The organism is Proteiniphilum sp. UBA1028, from assembly GCF_002316955.1.
Lineage (GTDB): Bacteria > Bacteroidota > Bacteroidia > Bacteroidales > Dysgonomonadaceae > Proteiniphilum.
In genome coordinates, this window is record NZ_DCEN01000069.1 from 1 (window position 1) to 18,862 (window position 18,862).

Genomic DNA, 18,862 nt, shown 5'->3' on the forward strand with positions numbered 1-18,862 from the left:
ATCGATGTCCCTATCATCGCTACCGCCACCACATACCATTTCGATGATTTGTTGGCACGGAAGAACTCATCATTGCCCGACCCTTTCCTGCTGGTAAAATAAGAGATAAGCATCAGTACAGAGAAGTACACTGCTATTACTATCAATATAAATGCCGACTGCATAGGCTAAAGGTTAAGGTAATAATTCACCAGTTCGGGAAAAGTATCAAATTTCAAGTTAAAGTTTTCGGCTTCACCGAATCCGTAAGTAACAAATACAAACGGTACAACCGCCATAGCCGACTCTCTGCTGTCAGAATCGGTATCACCTATATACACCGGCGCCTGCAGCCCGTTCTTTTCTATCATTAGTTTCAGATTGTGATGTTTCGGCTTCATGTTCATACCATGTTCCATGTAGTCCGTAATAAGATGTTCTGTTTTGGTATGGTTCATAAAATTCACCAACCCGCCCTCCTCGCAGTTACTCAGAAGGAAGAGCCTATATCTTTGCGAGAGCAGCTCCAGCCCCTCAGTCACCCCATCGAAGATCACCGGCTTCATCGTTGGCACCAGCTCCTGATACGATTCAATTACCGCGTGAAACAACCTGTTCTGCTCCTCCTTAGTCCATTCCGGCACCAGTACTTTCAGCATCACCCCAATTTCGTTGCCCATCTGCGACAGAATATCCTCCCTGGTGACCTCTTTGTCATACCCCATCTTTTTCATTCCACGGGTCCATGAAACGGCATAAGTATCCACATTATCCCAGAGGGTACCGTCCATATCAAAAATTAAGCTGTCGGGAATATAAGCAGGTGTAGTTTCTGTTAATCTTGTGTCGTTAGAAAAACAATTAAAATTCATCATTCGGCATACTTTTAACTTTAGTGTGCAAAAGTACGCAACAAACCCTTTAAGGACAAATAAAAAGGGTTAAAACAAAATATGTGGACCTGGTTTTAAACCTTCCTCCTAAATATTGTAACGGAATAAGATACCATCGCCAAGAGGCTTAACCGGTAAGGTTTAGGCCTTCTTTTTCCATATTGTAACCTGCAAAAGCCTGTATTCAGTGATTCGTGACGATTTTTTCACAGCCCTTAAAATATCCGCCGGCTCATCATGGAGGTAGAAATGCTTCTCCAGCACCTCCTTTATCCCGTCGAACGAAGTCACAGGCTCTCCATCCTGCTTGAATCCCCCCGGCCATCTGTCACGGTTTATCTTTTCCCCGTCCCAGTCGTAATCCGATGCCAGCATCAGGTATCCACCATCGTTCAACCGCTGGTGAATCTGTGTCAGGAACAGTTTCGGATCGCTCAGCTCCTCTAGTAGAGAAGGCACAATAATCAGGCTATACCCAGAATAGTTAGGCTTCAGGTTCATCGCGTCAGCCTGCATAAACAATATCCTATCCTTTGTTGCCGTCAATCCAAAATTATCAAGCACCACATCGCGGTAGAACACCAGTTCCCCCTCATCCTTCATCGTGTAGCGCACGTAACCCTGCTCCTGGAGCTGAATAGGGATACGTATCATCCTCGCCGTAAAATCAAGTGCCGTCACATCCGGGTATTTTACCGCCAGCTCAAAAGCCAGTCGCCCCGTACCGGCATTCAGGTCCAGGATACGCGCCCCGGGCGTCTCTTTCAGCAACTCGTCAGCAATCTCAGCCAGCTTCTTAGCTACCGGCGGTTCCTTTGCAAAAGCATCTCCCCAGTTCTCTTCGCACGAAAGTGTGACCTCAGGGTCCATCTCATAATCAGCCTGTTGTATCTTCAGCTGCACATCCGATTGAATATATCGGAATCCCGCATGCTGATAAAAATGTCTTCTAAAAGCGTAACGAGAGTGGACTGTAGCCTCGTTACCCGTGGAGATCCACGACCCCCCTTTTATCAGGTTATGCTTACTATCGAATGTAGGTGTTGAAAAGTCGTCATACATCGGATGAACCTTGAAACCCGGGAAGCCGGTTATCGGGGTCTCGGTCCATTGCCACACGTTGCCTATCAGGTCAAAGAACTCCCCCTGCCCGAACATGTTAACCGGGCACGGCGATGTAAAATATTGAAGGTTGATGTTCCCCGGCGCCCTCTCCCACTCCGGCACATCTTTCAGCCCTGAGGCCTCATGCATGCGGTACCACTCCGCCTCAGACGGCAACCGGTATGTTTTGCCGGCCTTCGCACTCTTCCAGTTACAGAAAGCTTTAGCCTCAAGATAGTTCACCTCAACAGGCCAGCTCCATGGCATATCAATCTCCTCAGCCACCAGCCTCAACCGGTACTTATCACCCTCACTGCGCCAGAAGAGCGGCATCTGCGCCTGCCTGAAATTTCGCCAGTTCCATCCCTCATCGGTCCAGTAGCTCCGTGTATTGTAGCCATCATCCTCAACAAACTCAAGAAACTCCCTGTTCGACGTCAAGTACCTGGCCGCGGCAAAGTCGCCCACCTCCTCCTCATAGCTCCCGTACTCGTTATCCCAGCCATATAGCGGGTGCCCGAACGGTTTACCCAGCTTCATAAGTCCCCCCTTCACCGGCACCAACACGTTTACGGGCGCTTCTTCATCCCGGGTACAGCGCTCACCGAACACACCCTGCACCACCTTATCTATCGGCAGCTGCCTTATCAGCACCGAAGATGTCTCAAGGTGAATCCTTTCATGCTCTATCCCCATCATCACAATCCAGAAAGGGCTATTCCACCCAATAGGCATCTCTAAAGGAGCATTATCTATCACACCCAGGATCAACTCCTTCGCCTCATCGCGATAGGCACGCACCTCCGGCACCGGAGGCCAGTCGTAGTGCCGGTTATCGAGGTCGTCCCAGCTCATCTCATCCACACCTATGGCAAATATCGATTCAAACTTAGGGTTTATACGCCTGTCAATTATCTTTGCCAGATACAGTTTATTAATAAAGAATACCGCTGTATGGCCCAGATAAAAAAGTATTATATGCCGCAGCGGGTCGCCCCTGTGATAAAACACACTATCATCCTTCAGCTGGTTATATAAGAGCTCGTCTACCGCCCACGTCTTCAGGAAGTAGTTGCGTATCTCCGCGCGTTTTTCTTCCGGCGATCCGGTATTCAAGTCTATAGTTTTTGTAATTAATTCTTTCATTTTCAATTTGATAATTGAGTCTCTTCCGATAAGTCTTTTTTCTTGAAAACTTCACAAGATGATCATTGAATTTCAATAAGTTACAAACCGATAAAATTGGGTTTTGAGGTTTTCGGAGAGGACTCATAATTAATATATTAATCTCGGCGCCTTACAGCTATTTGTAGTGACCTGCATTGATCTGCAGTGCTTTGCATTGCATCCGCCTCAAACCCTCTCGTCCAGCCCATCAGCTGTCGCCGGCAGCTACGGGCCGCAGCGGGTCGCCTGTAGCAAAAACACCTCCTATTCAAGCTCGTTGTCTTCCAAATTTTTAATCAGATATATCTTTTTCATTTCCAACTCATCACCACAAAGATTTGTTTTCTCCTGTGTAATTGTTGCAGCGCGTATGAACCCGAATTTTTCGTATAGCGACAATGCCGGCACATTCCTCTCCCATACCCTGATTACGGCGCAAGAGTAAGTCCCGGCAGCCTGTCGCAGCACATCGGCAACCAATCGTGAAGCTATCCCCTTTCCCCTGTAATCGCTGTGTACCATGACCTCAGCGATGTAAAGCGACCTATCACGGGGAATATCGCTACACACATTCCAGGGGAACTCCGGATCCTTCTTCAGCGGAAAGGCTATTAGCACCCCCACCAGCTTGTCACCAATAAACGCCATATTGCCAAAACCATTACGAATCATCTCGTCCAGGGTGCTTTCCGCCGTTTCGGGAGCAATATACTGCGCGTACTCACCGGTAGTAAAAGCGTGCAGGTAAAGATCAACAATCTTACCTCTTAACTTGTAATAATTGAATTCATCAAGTTTGTTTACACGCGGATTTTGCATAAATTCTTCCATCACCATCCTCCTACATGTCCACCGCCGCCGCCCATACCTGAAAAACCTCCCCCGAAGGAACCGCTTCCCCAGCTTCCACCTCCGCCCGCGGCAGCTATCTGCGGCGGTGTGGCTGCATGGATCACCGTATTCGAGAGTGTGCTGTTCAGCACATGCCCGAACATGGCTGCGTTAATAAAGGTGCCAGAGTACCATGCCGGACGGTAAAGCTCAGGCCGGTCCATGGCAGCAAGAAACGATTTTTCGAACTTCTCGCCCCACACCTTCTCCATATCAAGCGCAATAGCATACGGCAGCAGCTGTTCAAAGACCTCCGGCGTGACAGCAGGAGGATTAAAGAACTGCAGCCGTTTCTCTTCCGCCACATCCATATACATCTTCAACCCGGCAATGGAAGACTGATATTGCAGCTTCCTTTCACCCGGGCGTATAATCAGCCAGGCATACACCGGATAAGCTACCACCATTGCAGCGAGCCCCACCTGCATGGCAATCCTGTTCGCCTGAAATTCAATCAGTCCATCTTTCACAAAACTGATCACGGTAAAAACATAGATAATCATCACCAGCCAGGGAAAAAGATGAAACTTAAGGTTGCGCCCCTCCCTCAGTACCGGTGAATATTGGTTGCTCAGGCTATAACGGAAAGAGAGCATCAAGCCGGCAATACGCTCGTCGTACTTGCCATCAAGATAAACCTTGTCAACCCCCTTAAACAGGTCGCGCATCACAATCTCCTCCTCCTGCGCAAGCGAGTTGTCGCCATCCTTCAGTTTTACAAGCGAGTAGCACCTGTCCCTTCTTATTCCAAATAGCCCCCCCTTCTCAATCACCTCCTCAATACGGATATAACCCTTCACCGAAAGGTTCACAATAGAGGCTGTCACAAGGTCGTCAAGAAACCGCCCTTTGTACAGCATGCCCACGCTCGCAGGTGAGAGTCCGTCAGGTGGGGAGAACTGTGGGATGACTACCGGCTTCGGCGGGTCCACACCATATCTTCTCCATGTATATATATAGTATGTAAACAGAATTAACAGAGCAACAACAGTAACAACCGCCAGCCCGTTCCTGTCAAAAAAGCCCAGCCTCCTTGCAGGCTCTACCGCTGGAGGCTGAACCGCCCCTTTCGTAAAACCTGCCGAGATGGTCAGCATCGCATATGGCTTCAGATCGATAGCCGAGGCATACACCATTCCGGTCCCCAGGCTCTCCGCATTACAGTCGCTTTCTGCCGATCCCTGCGTACCGGTATAACATCTGTAGCTCAAAACCTCAGCCCCTTCTGGCAGTCTCACTACCACGCTCACCGAGTCCAACATCTTGTCAGACACACCGTTTACGTTCCAGCTCAGTTCATCGTAATCATTAAAAAATCCAACCTGCCCCGCCGTCTCATACACAATTACATATGAGTAGTACCCAGGATGCAGGAACCTATCCTTTTCTCCCACGTAAATCACCAGGTCTCCACCCTCCTTATCAGTAAAGAAACCCGCCGCGACACCATCAAGCAGCACCTCTTTCACAGCATAGCCCACCCTTACAGGGTTCCCGTCCCTGTCCCGCCTTGTCAGCGGCAGCGACCTGGTTATACCCCTTTTAAAGAGATCTCCCTTTGCGAATATGCGTATATCTTCCCTCACGGTAATCATTCCCGACGAATCCACGCTTATATCCGAATGAAACGAATATATCTTCTCCTCCTGCGCCATCAGCAGTGCAGTAGAGAGAACAATAAGCAGGGCGGTAAATATGTTACGCATCAGAATTGTACCTTTGGAACCTCTTTTTCCGCTTCGTTTTCTAATTCGAAGAAGATCGACTTGGTAAAGTTGAACATGTTTGCAATAATATTACTCGGGAATGTGTCGATAACGATATTCTTTTCGCGTACCGTCCCGTTGTAATATCTTCTCGATTTTTCAATATCCGACTCTATCACGCTCAGTTGATCCTGCAGCTGCAGGAAGTTCTGGTTGGCTTTCAGATCGGGATACCGTTCAGCAACAGCCAGCAGGTGTATCAACGCGGCATTAAGGTTATTTTCGGCAGCCTCCTTCGACTTCACATCGTTTGCCTGCATGGCGCCAGCACGGGCTTTTGTAACACTGTCAAAAGTCTCCCTCTCGTGAGACGCATAACCCTTCACGGTCTCCACAAGATTCGGAATAAGGTCGTACCGTTTCTTCAACTGTACATTGATGCCGCTCCACGCTTCATCGGCCATAGTGCGCAGCCTCACCAGCCTGTTATAGATAGAAACGCCATACAAAAGCAGAAGAACAACAAAAGCAAGAATAAAGAGAGTAATTCCCATAAGTCTAAATTTTTAGTCAGTTAATTTATCAGTAAAAGTCGTAACTTATCAATATGTCTATATCTCCATTATATTATATTGAACAACTACTCCCCCGGAATCGTTTAACCCAAACAGAAAAAAACAGCATTAAGTCGAAAGGGTTATACATATCCATACCGCGTACCGTTTAATCAGGACTGAAAAATCGCACCCGGATAAACATCAATATTATAAAAAAACCTGGGGCGGCGGTATCACTACAGATGAATACGTCGCCGCCCCGGGTAAAAGAATGTCACATGTTAAAAATCACACAATTTCCACAAGCGGAGCACCTTCCCCAACAGTCTCGCCCTGTTTCACACACACACGTTTTATCGTGCCCGAGAACTCCGTGAGAATATCATTCTCCATTTTCATCGCCTCCAGCACTAAAACCTTATCACCTTTCTCAACACGGTCCCCCTTCTTTACAACAACCTTAAGTATGCTGCCCGGCATAGGACATGTCACATAAAAGCCTTTGGGCTCTTCCGGTTGCCCGGCCTGCACCTTTTGCTCCTTCTGCTTCGTTTTGGCAGTATGGTTCTCACCACTATTGGCCTCCCACTCCTTTCTACGCTTATCTCTGAGGAAACCGGCAGCAACGGCGGGAAACAACTCCAGCAGCAGTAGCTCTTTCTCATCTCTGGCCAGTGTAACGCCTCCCGACTCTTCAAGCACCGGGTTGTCCTGATGTACATAGGCAGAAGTGTCATACGGCACCTCTTCACGCGTACCTGTAATCTCCATCCTGAACTCGGGATCTACGGGAACAGGTGTTTTTCCATATTCACCTTTTACAAGCGAGACAAACTGGTTAGACGGGTTAGCATACTTTGGGCGTCCGTTCTTCAGGTTCAATGCCGAAGCCACCGCCTGCACACCCACTATCTGACTTGTTGGCGTCACCAGTGGCGGCAGTCCCGCATCAAGCCGTACACTGGGTATCAGCTTCATCGCCTCCGGAAGAATATCCAGTGAGTTGAACTGCTTCAGCTGCGCAACCATGTTCGTGTACATACCCCCGGGGATCTCCGCGTTCTTTATACGTTCATCGGGTGCAGGGAAATTGAAATAGGACTCAATGGCGTGGCATGCGTTCAGCAATTCTGCTTCATCATTGCGCTGCGCCGCTTCAATAGCCCTGTCGAACTCACTGTCTATCTCGGGCGGCAGCGAGTCTGTCAACGGATTAAAAGGCTTGGGGAATTGTTTTACCGGATCATACATATCCAGCTCCTTGCGTATCTCCTGCAACTCCTTGTTTATACTTGCCACTGCCTCCATGTTCACATCCATCTCTATGCCAAGCTTACTGCAGAAAACATAAATCAGCTCTACGGCAGGAGCAGCAGGGCCACCGGCAAAATTCCATATTACCGTATCCACAATATCAACACCGTGAATAATAGCGGTCAACACCGCTCCCAGCCCGAATCCCGGCGTACAGTGGGTATGAAAATCAATCGGCACGTTCAGTTGTTCCTTAAACAGTGGGATAAGCCGTGCAACACGCGAAGGAGGTATCAACCCGCTCATATCCTTTATCGTTATCATATCGGCACCCAGTGCAAGCATCTCCCTGGCTTTATTCACAAAGTACTCATCTGTGAAAACAGGCTCATGCATGGGCTTCACAGCCTCCTTCTTTTTGAAAAACAGCCTTGATAATCCTCTTTTTCTGTTATCGGGAGCACTATTCCCGTTAAACTTCGGATCCACCGTATAACAAACTGCACAATCGGCTGTCCCCCCATATTTCTTAATGTACTTTACGCTCGATTTAACATTGTCAACATCGTTAAGGGCATCAAAAATACGCATGATATTTAATCCTGAAGCGACGGCATTCTTAAAAAATCCATCAATAATCTCGTCGGGGTAAGGTGCATACCCGAACAGGTTCCGTCCCCGGGAAAGCGCGGTCAATTTTGAAACACCGCCTACGGCATGATGAATTTTCTCCAGCCTGTCCCACGGGTTTTCATTCAAAAAACGCATCACCGAATCGGGCACGGCACCGCCCCATACCTCCATTGCATAAAAGTTGGCATCCTTGTAATAGGGCAATACCCTGTCTACTTGCGATTGGTTCATCCGTGTGGCGAAAGCGGATTGTTGGCCGTCTCTCAGCGTGAGGTCTCTGATCAAAAGTTTCTGTTTCATACTTGGTCTTTTCACTTATTTAATTGGTCCTTTAATTGGATATTTATCCGATTCAGATTAATAACAAACGACACCCGGATTAGTTGTAAACCGGTGAATCTTTCCATAAATATACAACATAATATCTGGTGCCGGTAATTTCAAGTTTATCTGGCCGGTAATTCTTCCCATATTAATCAACAGTCAGGCATTTTTCAAAATACAGCCTCAACCAGATGATTATAGGCAATATGCATGTTTTTTAAATTTATGCTTTCTCCGGCTTGTCCCGAAGGTATTAAGAAAATAGACTTGGGACTGTAAAAATAGATAAAAAAGTTTATTTAACATTGAGCGAGGGCAGATAATAGGGACTTCGGGAAAAATTTGTAAATTTGTCAGTAAAAATATCCGAAACATGAAAAGACTTTCTACACTAATATTGGCAAGCCTCTTTATTATGCAGGCTTCAGCAATAGATGACGCCCGCATGCTGCGTTACCCCGATATCAACGGCAACCTTATAGCGTTCGTCTATGCAGGCGACATATGGACGGTTGACAGCAACGGCGGTACAGCCAAACGGGTCACCTCGCACCCAGGCATCGAGCTGTTTCCAAAAATCTCACCTGATGGCAAGTGGATCGCTTTTTCGGCCGAATACTCCGGGAGCAGGCAGGTCTGGGTGATGCCCTCCGAGGGGGGTACAGCGCGACAACTAACCTTCTACAACTCCGTAGGCGAAATGCCGCCCCGTGGTGGGTTCGACAATGTGGTCCTCGACTGGACACCCGACAGCCGCCGAATCCTCTTCCGTGCCAACCGCACAGGGTTTGGCGACCGTAACGGCCGCTACTTCACCATCAGCATCGAGGGCGGATTTGAAGAACCTCTACCAATCGTCAATGGCGGATTCGCAACCTACTCACCCGACGGGTCGCAATTATGCTTCACACCCGTTGATCGCGAGTTCCGTACCTGGAAAAGGTACAAAGGGGGCCGTGCAACCGAGCTTTGGAGTTACGACCTAAGTAACGGCAGCTCGCGGCAGATTACTAGCTGGGCCGGCTCCGACCAGTGGCCTGTTTGGTATGGTGAGAATATCTTCTATGCTTCCGACCGCAGCACGCGCCTCAACATTTGGCGATATAACACATCTACTGGCGAAAACGTACAGATCACTCATCACGCCGTGTTCGATGTAATGTGGCCCTCCGGCAGTAACGGCAGACTGGTGTATGAAAACGGCGGTTATCTCTACGTCATGAACCTCTCAACAGGTAAATCCGAAAAAATAGAGGTCGCCATCAACTACGACAACCCCAACCTGCAGCCCTATTTCAAGAATGTAACTGAATTTATCGGCAGCTACACACTCTCTCCTACAGGAAAAAGGGCCCTGTTCGAAGCCAGGGGCGATATTTTCTCCGTCCCTGCAGAAAAAGGAGAGATAAGAAACCTTACCAGTACACAAGGTGTGCGCGAACTCTCTCCCGCCTGGTCTCCCGATGGCAAACAGATAGCCTTCTACTCCGATGCCACTGGTGAGTATGAACTCTATCTCCTCGAAAACAGGGAAGATGCCGTACCGCGACAGGTCACCAGAGGCTCAGCTGCCTGGAAGTATGCCGCCGAATGGTCCCCGCGCAGCACACACCTGGTATATAGCGACCGCACTATGAAGCTATGGCTGGTAGATGTCTCCACGGACAGGCAGACGGCTATTGATGAAGCTACGGCAGAAGAGATAAGGGACTACTCCTTCTCTCCCGATGGCGACTGGATAGCCTACAGCAAGACATCGCCCAATTACCAGTCGGCTCTCTGGCTCTACCAGATATCTACAGGCAAAAAACAACAGGTCACCGACGCCTCTTTCTCTGACGGCAACCCAGCATTCAGCCGCGATGGCAAGTATCTCTTTTTCCTATCCAACCGCGACTTCAACCTCACTTTCAGCAGCTTCGAGTTCGATTATCTCTACAATAACGCTACTCGCATCTACGCTATTCCCCTGCGTGATGACGGCACCACACTCACTCCCTATAATGAAGATTCAGAGCCATACGGCAAAGAGGAAAACGAAGATGCCGGCAAGAACGGCAACACTAAAAAAACGGTCAACGGCAAGGGCGGCAAGGGCGACAAGGACGATAAGAGCGATAAGCCGGCAGCCACAGAGGTGAAGGTTACAATAGACTTCAACAATATCGGCAACCGCATAGAAGCACTCCCCATGCCGGCGGGCAACTACCGCATAATAGGCACAACGGAAGAGGGGCTTCTCTACTCATCCGGCAACAAAATCATGCGTTACAACATCAAAGAGCAAAAAACAGAAGAGATTCTCGATGGAGCCGGCAGCGCCATCCTTGCTGCCAACGGAAAGTCGTTTATCTACCGTACAGGCAACAACTATGCAGTGGCCAAAACGGAGCCGGGGCAGAAAGCCGGCAACGGCAGAATCGACCTGAAAAATATGATAATGAAGATCGAACCTCGTTCAGAATGGAACCAGATCTATGCTGATGCCTTCCGCATCTTCCGCGACTATTTCTACGTGAACAACCTTCATGGTGTAAACTGGGAAGAGATACGGAAGAACTACGGAGCTCTGCTGCCGCACGTACCCAGTCGTTTCGATCTCGACTACATCCTCAACGAGGTCGTCAGTGAGACCAATACAGGCCATGCGTATGTAGACTGGGGCGATATCAACAGGGTGGAAAGGATCAATGGCGGACTGCTGGGAGCTGAGCTGGAAGCTGACCTCGACGCCAAGCGCTATCGTATCCGTAAAATCTATCACGGTGAGAACTGGAACGAAAACCGCCGCTCGCCACTCACCGAAAGCGGTGTAAACGTAAAAGAGGGTGATTACCTTCTTCGTATCAACGGCAGTGAACTCACCACAGCACAAAATCCCTACGAACTATTGGAGAACCTTGGGGGCCGGCATGTGGAACTCACGGTCAACAGCACCCCTTCCGCTTCCGGCGCGAAGAGCTACACAGTAAAAACCATCACAAGCGAGATGGAGCTCAGGTATATCGACTGGGTAATGAGCCGTCGTGAAAAGGCCGATCAGCTCTCGGGCGGTAAGATCGGATATATCCACGTGCCCAACACCGCTATAGAAGGGAACAGGGAGCTATTCAAAGGGATGCTTGCCTATAACGATAAAGAGGCACTGATAATAGACGACCGATATAACGGCGGAGGCTTTATACCCGACCGGATGATCGACCTGCTTAACCGCCGCACCCTTGTCTATTGGTACCGTAACGGACTGCCCCAGCCTATGAAGTCGCCGGGCATCGCCCACGACGGGCCCAAGGTGATGCTTATCAACGGCTACTCCTCCTCCGGAGGCGACGCATTCCCCTACTTCTTCCGCAAAACCGGTGAAGGTAAGCTTATCGGCACTCGCACCTGGGGCGGACTGGTAGGTATCTCCGGCAACGCACGGCTTGTCGACGGGGGATATATCTCCGTGCCCCGTTTTGGCATTTATGACAACAAGGGTGAATGGATAATAGAAGGTATCGGAGTTTACCCCGACATAGAGGTTGTGGATAGGCCCGAAGAGCTGGCCAAAGGCAATGACCCATCTTTAGAGAAAGCAGTAGAAGTGCTCCTTGAAGAACTACGTAATAATCCTCGCAAGCCGGTCACCGCCCCTGCACCACCCGATCGTTCCCAATGGATAGAACTTGATGTGAAATAGGAACATAATCACATATAGCCCGGCGTAATAAATTAAAAATACCTGTTTTTTGTTTGTAAAAAACAGGTATAAAAACAGAGAAAGTGATTTAATAAAATGAAATGCTATTAAATATAACAGCCTGTTTTATTTATTATCATAGTCAAGGTATATTTCATTATAATATAATTACTTTGTCAACGCCATATCCAACTTTTCTATATTTTCATTTTCAGTGATTAAGGAAAAACTTATAAAATCGATTTTCCATTTATCGCCAGCCTTCAGCATATGGGTAATGTTACGTACCGGTATCTTGGAGCTTATAGCGGGCACGAATAGTTGCACAACAACAATTGCGGACTTCCCGTCAGGAGAAACTTTAATCTCTTTCTGAAGCGGAATTGTCTCTAAGATGACGGAGTCGGGAAATTGATCATTCCTGTATTCTGCAAATTGTTTTTTAGACCACAGTTCACGTGGATCTGTACCGCAGACCAGCACATCATCCAATAGATATGCAGAGTACGTATTCAAATCGTTCGAAGCATATGCACTATGGAATTTGTCTGCTTCAATAGATACAGTATCCTCCACAGCGGCAAGGTCGACAGTCTTAACCTGTTCCTTTTGCTTGCATCCTGCAAAAACCGCTACTACAAGAATCAAGAATAACATGTATTTATTCATCTTGATAAAATTTAAATGTACAAAACAAATATAAATCTATTTTACACAGTATTATATAACTATAATTGCAAAAATTTGTATTATTTTGACACTGTGGATTTTCAAATTTGTGCTATAATCTCATAGCCTAGCATACAGTGTTGGTAATCAGCGTGTAAGCTAAACCTATCCGTACAAATCCGTTTTTCAGAAAATTAATGCAGTAATTGATGTTTATTCCAGCCTTATTTTATCGTTTTCAAGTGCAGCAGATATAGCTTCCCTAGCTGCCGGATAAAGAAACTCATAGCCGGCAGCACGAACCTTTTCCGATGATATGCGGCTCCCGTAGAGAATCATCATGGAAGCCTCGCCCATGAACATCCTCAATAAAAACGACGGCACACGGGGCAGAAAAAAAGGGCGCTTCATCACCTTCGATAGCGTCTTCATAAACTGCGCATTGGTAGTAAATTCAGGTGCAACGGCGTTATAAACACCCTTCATCGATGCATCCTCAACTGCCCTTATATAAAGCCTGCAGAGATCATCAATATGAATCCAGCTCAGGTATTGCCTTCCCGATCCTAACGGTGCCCCCAGCCCGAACCTTGTGGGGAGCATCATCTTTTTGAATCCCTCGCTATCGTTCGATATAACGAAGGCTGTACGCATCACTACTGTACGAATCCCCATCTCTTCCTGAAACATGCCTGCGGCAGCTTCCCATTTCCTGCAGGTGCTGCTCAAAAAATCGCTTCTTGCGGGATTATCGTCCTCAATGAATATTCTCTCACCTATCTCAGTACCGTAGAAACCCACAGCCGAAGCCGAGATAAACGCCTCCGGCTTTTTATCCGTCAATTTAACCGTTTCCAGCAGTAGCTTTGCCGTATTCACCCGGCTCTCCACAATCTTTTTCTTTTTCTTTTTTGTCCAGGACTCCTCTCCAAGGTTCGATCCCGACAGGTGAATAATCACATCGGCCTGCTCCACCGCATCTTTGTCTATTTCGTTTTTCAGGTAGTTCCACCTATATCGTGGAATCTCCGCTTTCAAATATCTTTCGCGGCTGAGCCAGATCACTTTGTATCCTTTCTCAAGAAGCAATTCAGAAAGCTTTTTCCCAACCATGCCCGAACCACCTGTAATTAAGATTGTTTTCATTGCATTGCATAGTTAGTTTCTCTCTTAAACAGCTAAAGACGGCAAATGTTGCCGTCTTTAGAAAATATTTATCAGTTTATGTTACGACCTCCTGCTGCCGCTCATGGCAATCATTATGTAATAGAGTAGCGTCGCGAGTGAGCCGAGAGCCGCAACCACATAGGTATATCCCGCCCACCGTAGCGCATCTTCAGCCTGGTTATGGTTGCTCATATCGGTTATACCGGCACTGCTCAGCCATCGGATCGCACGGTTTGTCGCGTTCTTCTCCACCGGCAGTGTAATAAAGCTGAAAAGGGTTGTCAGTGCAAACATACCTATTCCGAACCACAAGAGCATCGGAAAAGTCTGAATCATGATTATCCCCAGCAATATCACCCACATCACCCATTTAGAGGTAGATGAGATCACAGGCACCAATGCCGATCGCATTTTCAGTGGTGCATACCCCAAGGCATGCTGTATGGCGTGGCCTGTCTCGTGTGCGGCTACTGCTGCAGCCGCCACGCTGTTGGAGCCATATACCGGCTCGCTCAGGTTAATTGTCTTGTTCAGCGGATTGTAGTGGTCCGTCAGCTGCCCCCTCACTGATATCACCTGCACATCATAGATGCCATTGTCGTGCAGCATCTTTTCGGCCACGTCCCTGCCCGTCATACCGTTGCGGACAGGGATCCTTGAATATTTTTTAAACCGGCTCTGCAGCGTACCCTGTACTATCCACCCGGCCACTGCAATAGCTATAAATAAAATCCAGATTGTTGTCATAAATAATTAATTGATGAAGCAATGATGTTTTCTAATTAACATTTACTCCCCGCAAAAGTTCATCCCCGTATAATTGTCTGGGCACGGTCGGGACCTACCGAAACAATAGCAACAGGCACGCCAAGCTCCTCTTCAAGGAAGGTGATGTAGTTATTAAACTCCTCTGGAAATTCATCCTCCGACTGCATCTTGGACATATCCGTCTTCCATCCGGGCAGCTCCACGAATACTGGTTCAATACCTTCCGCAATATCAAACGGCAGCTCCTCAATCTCTTCACCATCAATATTGTAAGCCACACATGCCTTTATAGTATCGAAGCTGTCCAGCACATCACTTTTCATCATCACCAGCTTAGTCACCCCGTTCAGCATAACCGTATATCGAAGCGCCACCAGGTCAATCCACCCGCAACGGCGCGGCCGTCCGGTAACCGACCCATATTCATTTCCGTTGTCGCGCAGTTTCTGGCCCTCATCATCGAACAGCTCCGTAGGGAACGGCCCGCTCCCCACGCGTGTACAATAGGCCTTGAAAATACCATACACCTCACCAATCTTTCCCGGTGCCACACCAAGGCCGGTGCATGCTCCCGCGCACACTGTGTTTGAGGAGGTCACGAACGGGTAAGAGCCGAAATCAATATCAAGCATCGATCCCTGTGCGCCCTCAGCCAGTATGCTTCCGCCTTCGGCAAGATGCCTGTTTATAACATGTTCACTGTCTATAATCTGGAACTCCTTCATCTTCTCCACCCCTGCAAACCATTCCGGTTCCAACTCCTGCAGGTCATATTCGAAATTATAGCTATCCAGTATCTCTTTATGTCTTTCCACCGCCCTGCGGTACTTCTCTTCAAAGTTATTTAAAAGGTCGCCCACCCTCAGTCCGTGGCGGCTTATCTTATCGGTATATGCCGGCCCAATGCCACGTCCAGTAGTACCTATCTTCGATTCACCCATCGCCCTCTCCGATGCAGCGTCAAGCAACCGGTGCGTTGGCAATATCAGGTGAGCCTTTTTAGAGATGCAGAGCTTGTCGGTAAGCGTGTGGCCGGTAGTCTCCAGTGCCTCAACCTCCTGTTTGAACAGAGCCGGGTCAATCACCACACCATTACCAATGATATTGAGCTTCCCCTGCTGGAAGATCCCCGATGGAATCGATTTTAGAATATATTTTTCCCCTTCAAACTCAAGGGTATGACCCGCATTAGGCCCACCCTGAAAACGCGCTACCATCTCATAGTTTGGCGTAAGCACGTCCACTATCTTACCTTTGCCTTCGTCGCCCCACTGGAGCCCTAAGATTACATCGACCTTCATTTTTGTTTTTTCAGTTATATCTTTTTTTGTCATTGAAATATACATTCTTCAGCCTATTTTTCATTCAGGCTGTCGCCGCCGGTTTTATCAGCTCCGTTGTTTTTGCCACTGCTTTTTTTGGCCAGCTTGACAGGACTGCTTTTTTTGGCCCGCCCGCCCGTACTGCTTTTTGGGGTCCCTCCGCCCGTACTGCTTTTTGGGGTCCGTCCGCCCGTACTGCTTTTTTTGGCCCTCCCGGAAATATTTGTACGTGCCAGCCTCCTCAGTTTCATCCGCTTGGCATGCGTACACTTGCTGCACGTACCGTATATATACATGCTATAGTAGCTCACCGTGAACTTCCTTATCTTTTTCAGCTGAGCAGATGTCAGCAGGTCTTCGTTCTTCATCTCCCGCACCTCACCGCAGGTGGTACATATCAGATGGTTATGGTTTTCGTTCCCGTATGCCCTCTCATATTTAGATATGTTCCCCCCGAACTGATGCTTCACCACCAGCCCGCAATCATGCAGCAGCTGGATAGTGTTGTATAGTGTTGCACGGCTCACACGAAAATTCACCTCGATCATCGATTTGTATAATGAATCCATGTCGAAATGTCCTTTTATTGAGTATATATGGTCAAGGATAGCAAAACGCTCCGGAGTTTTGCGGTGTTTATGAAGAGTAAGGTACTCCATAAACTCCTCCTTTACCTGTTTCTTTAATTTCTGACTGCCGTCCATAAATTACAAAATTATTCTATTTTTTCGACTTTTCCGAGTATTTGCAATATAAAATAGAGGCTGTTAAAGTCATTTTTCCATTTCAGAATGAAAGAAAAAAGCCGGCAAACTTGCCTCACTCTCGTTATGGAACGAGTCCGATACAGTTACAAAGTAATAAAACGCCTCATCGTTGTCAGGCACACTTATTGCCAGCAGCGGCTGTCTTAGTCCCACCGCCAGGATATTCGCCGCGTCCTCCCTGTCGAGATGCTCCGTCCGGCAACGATACACGTTGTAAGTCACCCTTTCGCCATCATGGGCCGATTCCCATGCCAGTTCAAACAGTCCATCCTCCCTCTTCTCCGCCCTTATTTCGTGCGGCATTGCTGGCGCCGAACTGCTCAGCCAGGTCATTGCAGGCAACTTTGCCGGGTATCGGTAGTACTCCTCCAACGACCTCAGAATTCCCTTCGTATTGGCCAACACGTTCTCCGCACGGAAATATGCCTGGCCATACACTTTCTTTTGCCGTGTATAATCAACCTGGTTAAGTATATCCTGCTGCGACCATCCAAGCTCCACCATCTGGTAGGCTCCCAATCCCGGCACCACAATACGTCCGTTCCCCTGCCTGACCCAATCGTCCACAAAAGGATAAAACAGCGCCTCCTTGTAATACATCATCGGGTAGAGCGCATCATGCTTACCTATCCTCATCCACCGCCCCGCATCCTGATAGACCGTTTCAAGGGCAGTCCATCCGTGCCCCACGTTTTCCAAAGCACGGTAACGGCCTAGTGGCGAGCTGCTCACTTGTACCCACGGTTTTACCTTTTTAACCCGGTCATACGCCTTCGTCACAAAGCGGGTGATGTTATCCCTGCGCCAATCGGCTCGCGACTTGCCCTTGCCATACAGACGGTACATCCCATCGTCGGGGAACTGTCCCCTGTTGTCAGGGTACCGTATATAGTCGAAATGTATCCCATCCACATCATAATTTGTAACAATCTCGTTCACAATCGAAAGAAGGTAGTCGTCCGTCCTTGGATTTCCCGGGTCGAGAAACCATTCGCCCCTGAATTTTTTAGTTAAAGAGGGGTTTTTTTTTGTCACCGACTTTGAGCCCAGCTCGCGCACATGCTTATCACCTCCCAACGGATAGGTCACCATCCAGGCATGGCATTCCAGTCCCCTTCTGTGGCACTCTTCAACGGCAAAAGCCAGCGGATCAAAGGCTCTCCTACCTGGTCCCCGAGATGCAATCATCAACGACATCGGCTCAATATCAGAGTTATATAACACCTCACCCCTTGCCCTTACCTGAAACATGACAGTATTGAAATTGTGCTTCTGCAGATTATCCAGTATATCCGTCAGTTCCCTCTTCTGCACTTCTATGTTACTCCTGTTACGAGGCCAGTCAAGCCCATAGTTGGTGGTCAGCCATACCGCCCTCACTTCCGTTGCCGGTATTCCAGTTGCAGGTATTTCCGTTTCGGCTATTCCCGTTGCAGGTATTCCCTCGGCAAGAATTCCCTCGGTGGCTATTGCATTTTCAGCTTTTCCCGTGGCAGCCCTTTCAACAGTCGGCGGCCCGGCAGAGAAAGCGCTTATAGAGACAAATAAAAAGAGATAGAGAAAGAGAGATATTTTGTACATTAAAAAAACTTCAAAATATAACTGAATACTAAACTATTAACTCATAATAACCACGAAATATCAAACGGCCTGCTTAAAATCCGCCAAATAATAAAACGGCCGGATACTAAAACAACTGGCTACTAAAACTGCAGGATGATAAAACGGCCGGATACTAAAAATAATTTCAAAACAAAATCTGCATATTAAGCTGGTAATGAAAACTCGATTGTGCCTAATATGTAGTAGAACTATTTTTCCAAACGCAAATTTAAAATAAATCCCATTCCCCTCACCTCATTTTCGTAACGTTAACAGTTCAGAAGTACTATTTTTTAATTATAAACCGCCAACAGCCTACTTTGAGTTTTTAAAGTTTTTAAAAAAAATAATAAAATTGTCAGAAAAATATTTTTTTA

At 47.8% G+C, this 18,862-nt stretch carries 12 protein-coding genes and 1 pseudogene; 1 reads left to right on the forward strand and 12 read right to left on the reverse strand.

Annotated features, from left to right (window positions below; translation table 11 throughout):
* Positions 1–167: 167 nt before the first annotated feature.
* The 6 genes from B3Z75_RS11475 to B3Z75_RS11500 all read right to left on the reverse strand — a co-directional run bounded on the left by B3Z75_RS11475 (position 168) and on the right by B3Z75_RS11500 (position 8,484).
* Positions 168–854 (reverse strand): HAD family hydrolase, encoded by a 687-nt coding sequence (locus tag B3Z75_RS11475; protein ID WP_238866174.1) that lies wholly within the window; start codon positions 852–854, stop codon positions 168–170.
* A 159-nt stretch (positions 855–1,013) separates the two neighbouring features.
* Positions 1,014–3,122: a 5-histidylcysteine sulfoxide synthase gene (gene ovoA, locus B3Z75_RS11480; RefSeq protein ID WP_238866172.1), complete on the reverse strand. Its 2,109-nt coding sequence runs from the start codon at positions 3,120–3,122 to the stop codon at positions 1,014–1,016.
* A gap of 285 nt (positions 3,123–3,407) precedes the next feature.
* Complete coding sequence (locus B3Z75_RS11485; protein ID WP_238866170.1) at positions 3,408–3,974, reverse strand: GNAT family N-acetyltransferase; 567 nt, start codon at positions 3,972–3,974, stop codon at positions 3,408–3,410.
* Positions 3,974–5,740, reverse strand: coding sequence for a DUF2207 domain-containing protein (locus tag B3Z75_RS11490; RefSeq protein WP_294071732.1), 1,767 nt, complete (start codon positions 5,738–5,740; stop codon positions 3,974–3,976). The genes B3Z75_RS11485 and B3Z75_RS11490 overlap by 1 nt, the downstream gene beginning before the upstream one ends.
* Positions 5,740–6,294 carry a LemA family protein gene (locus tag B3Z75_RS11495; RefSeq protein WP_238866166.1) on the reverse strand — a complete coding sequence of 185 codons (555 nt, stop codon included), beginning with the start codon at positions 6,292–6,294 and terminating at the stop codon, positions 5,740–5,742. Before B3Z75_RS11495 ends, B3Z75_RS11490 begins: the two co-directional genes overlap by 1 nt.
* Positions 6,295–6,585: 291 nt before the next feature.
* A complete protein-coding gene (locus tag B3Z75_RS11500; protein WP_294071736.1) occupies positions 6,586–8,484 on the reverse strand; it encodes a biotin/lipoyl-containing protein in 1,899 nt (632 codons plus the stop codon).
* Positions 8,485–8,881: 397 nt separating this feature from the next.
* Here B3Z75_RS11500 and B3Z75_RS11505 point away from each other — a divergent pair, with 397 nt between their 5' ends.
* Positions 8,882–12,190 (forward strand): S41 family peptidase, encoded by a 3,309-nt coding sequence (locus B3Z75_RS11505; protein WP_294071739.1) that lies wholly within the window; start codon positions 8,882–8,884, stop codon positions 12,188–12,190.
* A gap of 168 nt (positions 12,191–12,358) precedes the next feature.
* Here the strand turns inward: B3Z75_RS11505 and B3Z75_RS11510 are convergent, their stop codons facing one another.
* The 6 genes and pseudogenes from B3Z75_RS11510 to B3Z75_RS11535 all read right to left on the reverse strand — a co-directional run bounded on the left by B3Z75_RS11510 (position 12,359) and on the right by B3Z75_RS11535 (position 18,464).
* Positions 12,359–12,859 (reverse strand): nuclear transport factor 2 family protein, encoded by a 501-nt coding sequence (locus B3Z75_RS11510; RefSeq protein ID WP_238866161.1) that lies wholly within the window; start codon positions 12,857–12,859, stop codon positions 12,359–12,361.
* 213 nt (positions 12,860–13,072) lie between these two features.
* Positions 13,073–14,005 carry a TIGR01777 family oxidoreductase gene (locus B3Z75_RS11515; RefSeq protein WP_238866159.1) on the reverse strand — a complete coding sequence of 311 codons (933 nt, stop codon included), beginning with the start codon at positions 14,003–14,005 and terminating at the stop codon, positions 13,073–13,075.
* An 81-nt stretch (positions 14,006–14,086) separates the two neighbouring features.
* Entirely contained in the window at positions 14,087–14,773 is a 687-nt protein-coding gene (locus B3Z75_RS11520; protein WP_238866157.1) for a zinc metallopeptidase, read from the reverse strand.
* Positions 14,774–14,832: 59 nt separating this feature from the next.
* Positions 14,833–16,095 (reverse strand): adenylosuccinate synthase, encoded by a 1,263-nt coding sequence (locus tag B3Z75_RS11525; RefSeq protein ID WP_238869457.1) that lies wholly within the window; start codon positions 16,093–16,095, stop codon positions 14,833–14,835.
* Between the two features lie 266 nt (positions 16,096–16,361).
* Positions 16,362–16,820: pseudogene (locus B3Z75_RS11530) on the reverse strand (Fur family transcriptional regulator); the annotation flags it as partial.
* A gap of 69 nt (positions 16,821–16,889) precedes the next feature.
* On the reverse strand, positions 16,890–18,464 hold the full coding sequence (locus tag B3Z75_RS11535) for a glycoside hydrolase family 10 protein (RefSeq protein WP_238866156.1): 1,575 nt from the start codon (positions 18,462–18,464) through the stop codon (positions 16,890–16,892).
* Positions 18,465–18,862: the final 398 nt, after the last annotated feature.

Coding starts and splice junctions, on each gene's coding strand:
- B3Z75_RS11475 (WP_238866174.1), bottom strand. CDS start 854: ATGATGAATTTTAATTGTTTTTCTAACGACACAAGATTAACAGAAACT.
- ovoA (WP_238866172.1), bottom strand. CDS start 3,122: ATGAAAGAATTAATTACAAAAACTATAGACTTGAATACCGGATCGCCG.
- B3Z75_RS11485 (WP_238866170.1), bottom strand. CDS start 3,974: ATGGAAGAATTTATGCAAAATCCGCGTGTAAACAAACTTGATGAATTC.
- B3Z75_RS11490 (WP_294071732.1), bottom strand. CDS start 5,740: ATGCGTAACATATTTACCGCCCTGCTTATTGTTCTCTCTACTGCACTG.
- B3Z75_RS11495 (WP_238866166.1), bottom strand. CDS start 6,294: ATGGGAATTACTCTCTTTATTCTTGCTTTTGTTGTTCTTCTGCTTTTG.
- B3Z75_RS11500 (WP_294071736.1), bottom strand. CDS start 8,484: ATGAAACAGAAACTTTTGATCAGAGACCTCACGCTGAGAGACGGCCAA.
- B3Z75_RS11505 (WP_294071739.1), top strand. CDS start 8,882: ATGAAAAGACTTTCTACACTAATATTGGCAAGCCTCTTTATTATGCAG.
- B3Z75_RS11510 (WP_238866161.1), bottom strand. CDS start 12,859: ATGAATAAATACATGTTATTCTTGATTCTTGTAGTAGCGGTTTTTGCA.
- B3Z75_RS11515 (WP_238866159.1), bottom strand. CDS start 14,005: ATGAAAACAATCTTAATTACAGGTGGTTCGGGCATGGTTGGGAAAAAG.
- B3Z75_RS11520 (WP_238866157.1), bottom strand. CDS start 14,773: ATGACAACAATCTGGATTTTATTTATAGCTATTGCAGTGGCCGGGTGG.
- B3Z75_RS11525 (WP_238869457.1), bottom strand. CDS start 16,095: ATGAAGGTCGATGTAATCTTAGGGCTCCAGTGGGGCGACGAAGGCAAA.
- B3Z75_RS11535 (WP_238866156.1), bottom strand. CDS start 18,464: ATGTACAAAATATCTCTCTTTCTCTATCTCTTTTTATTTGTCTCTATA.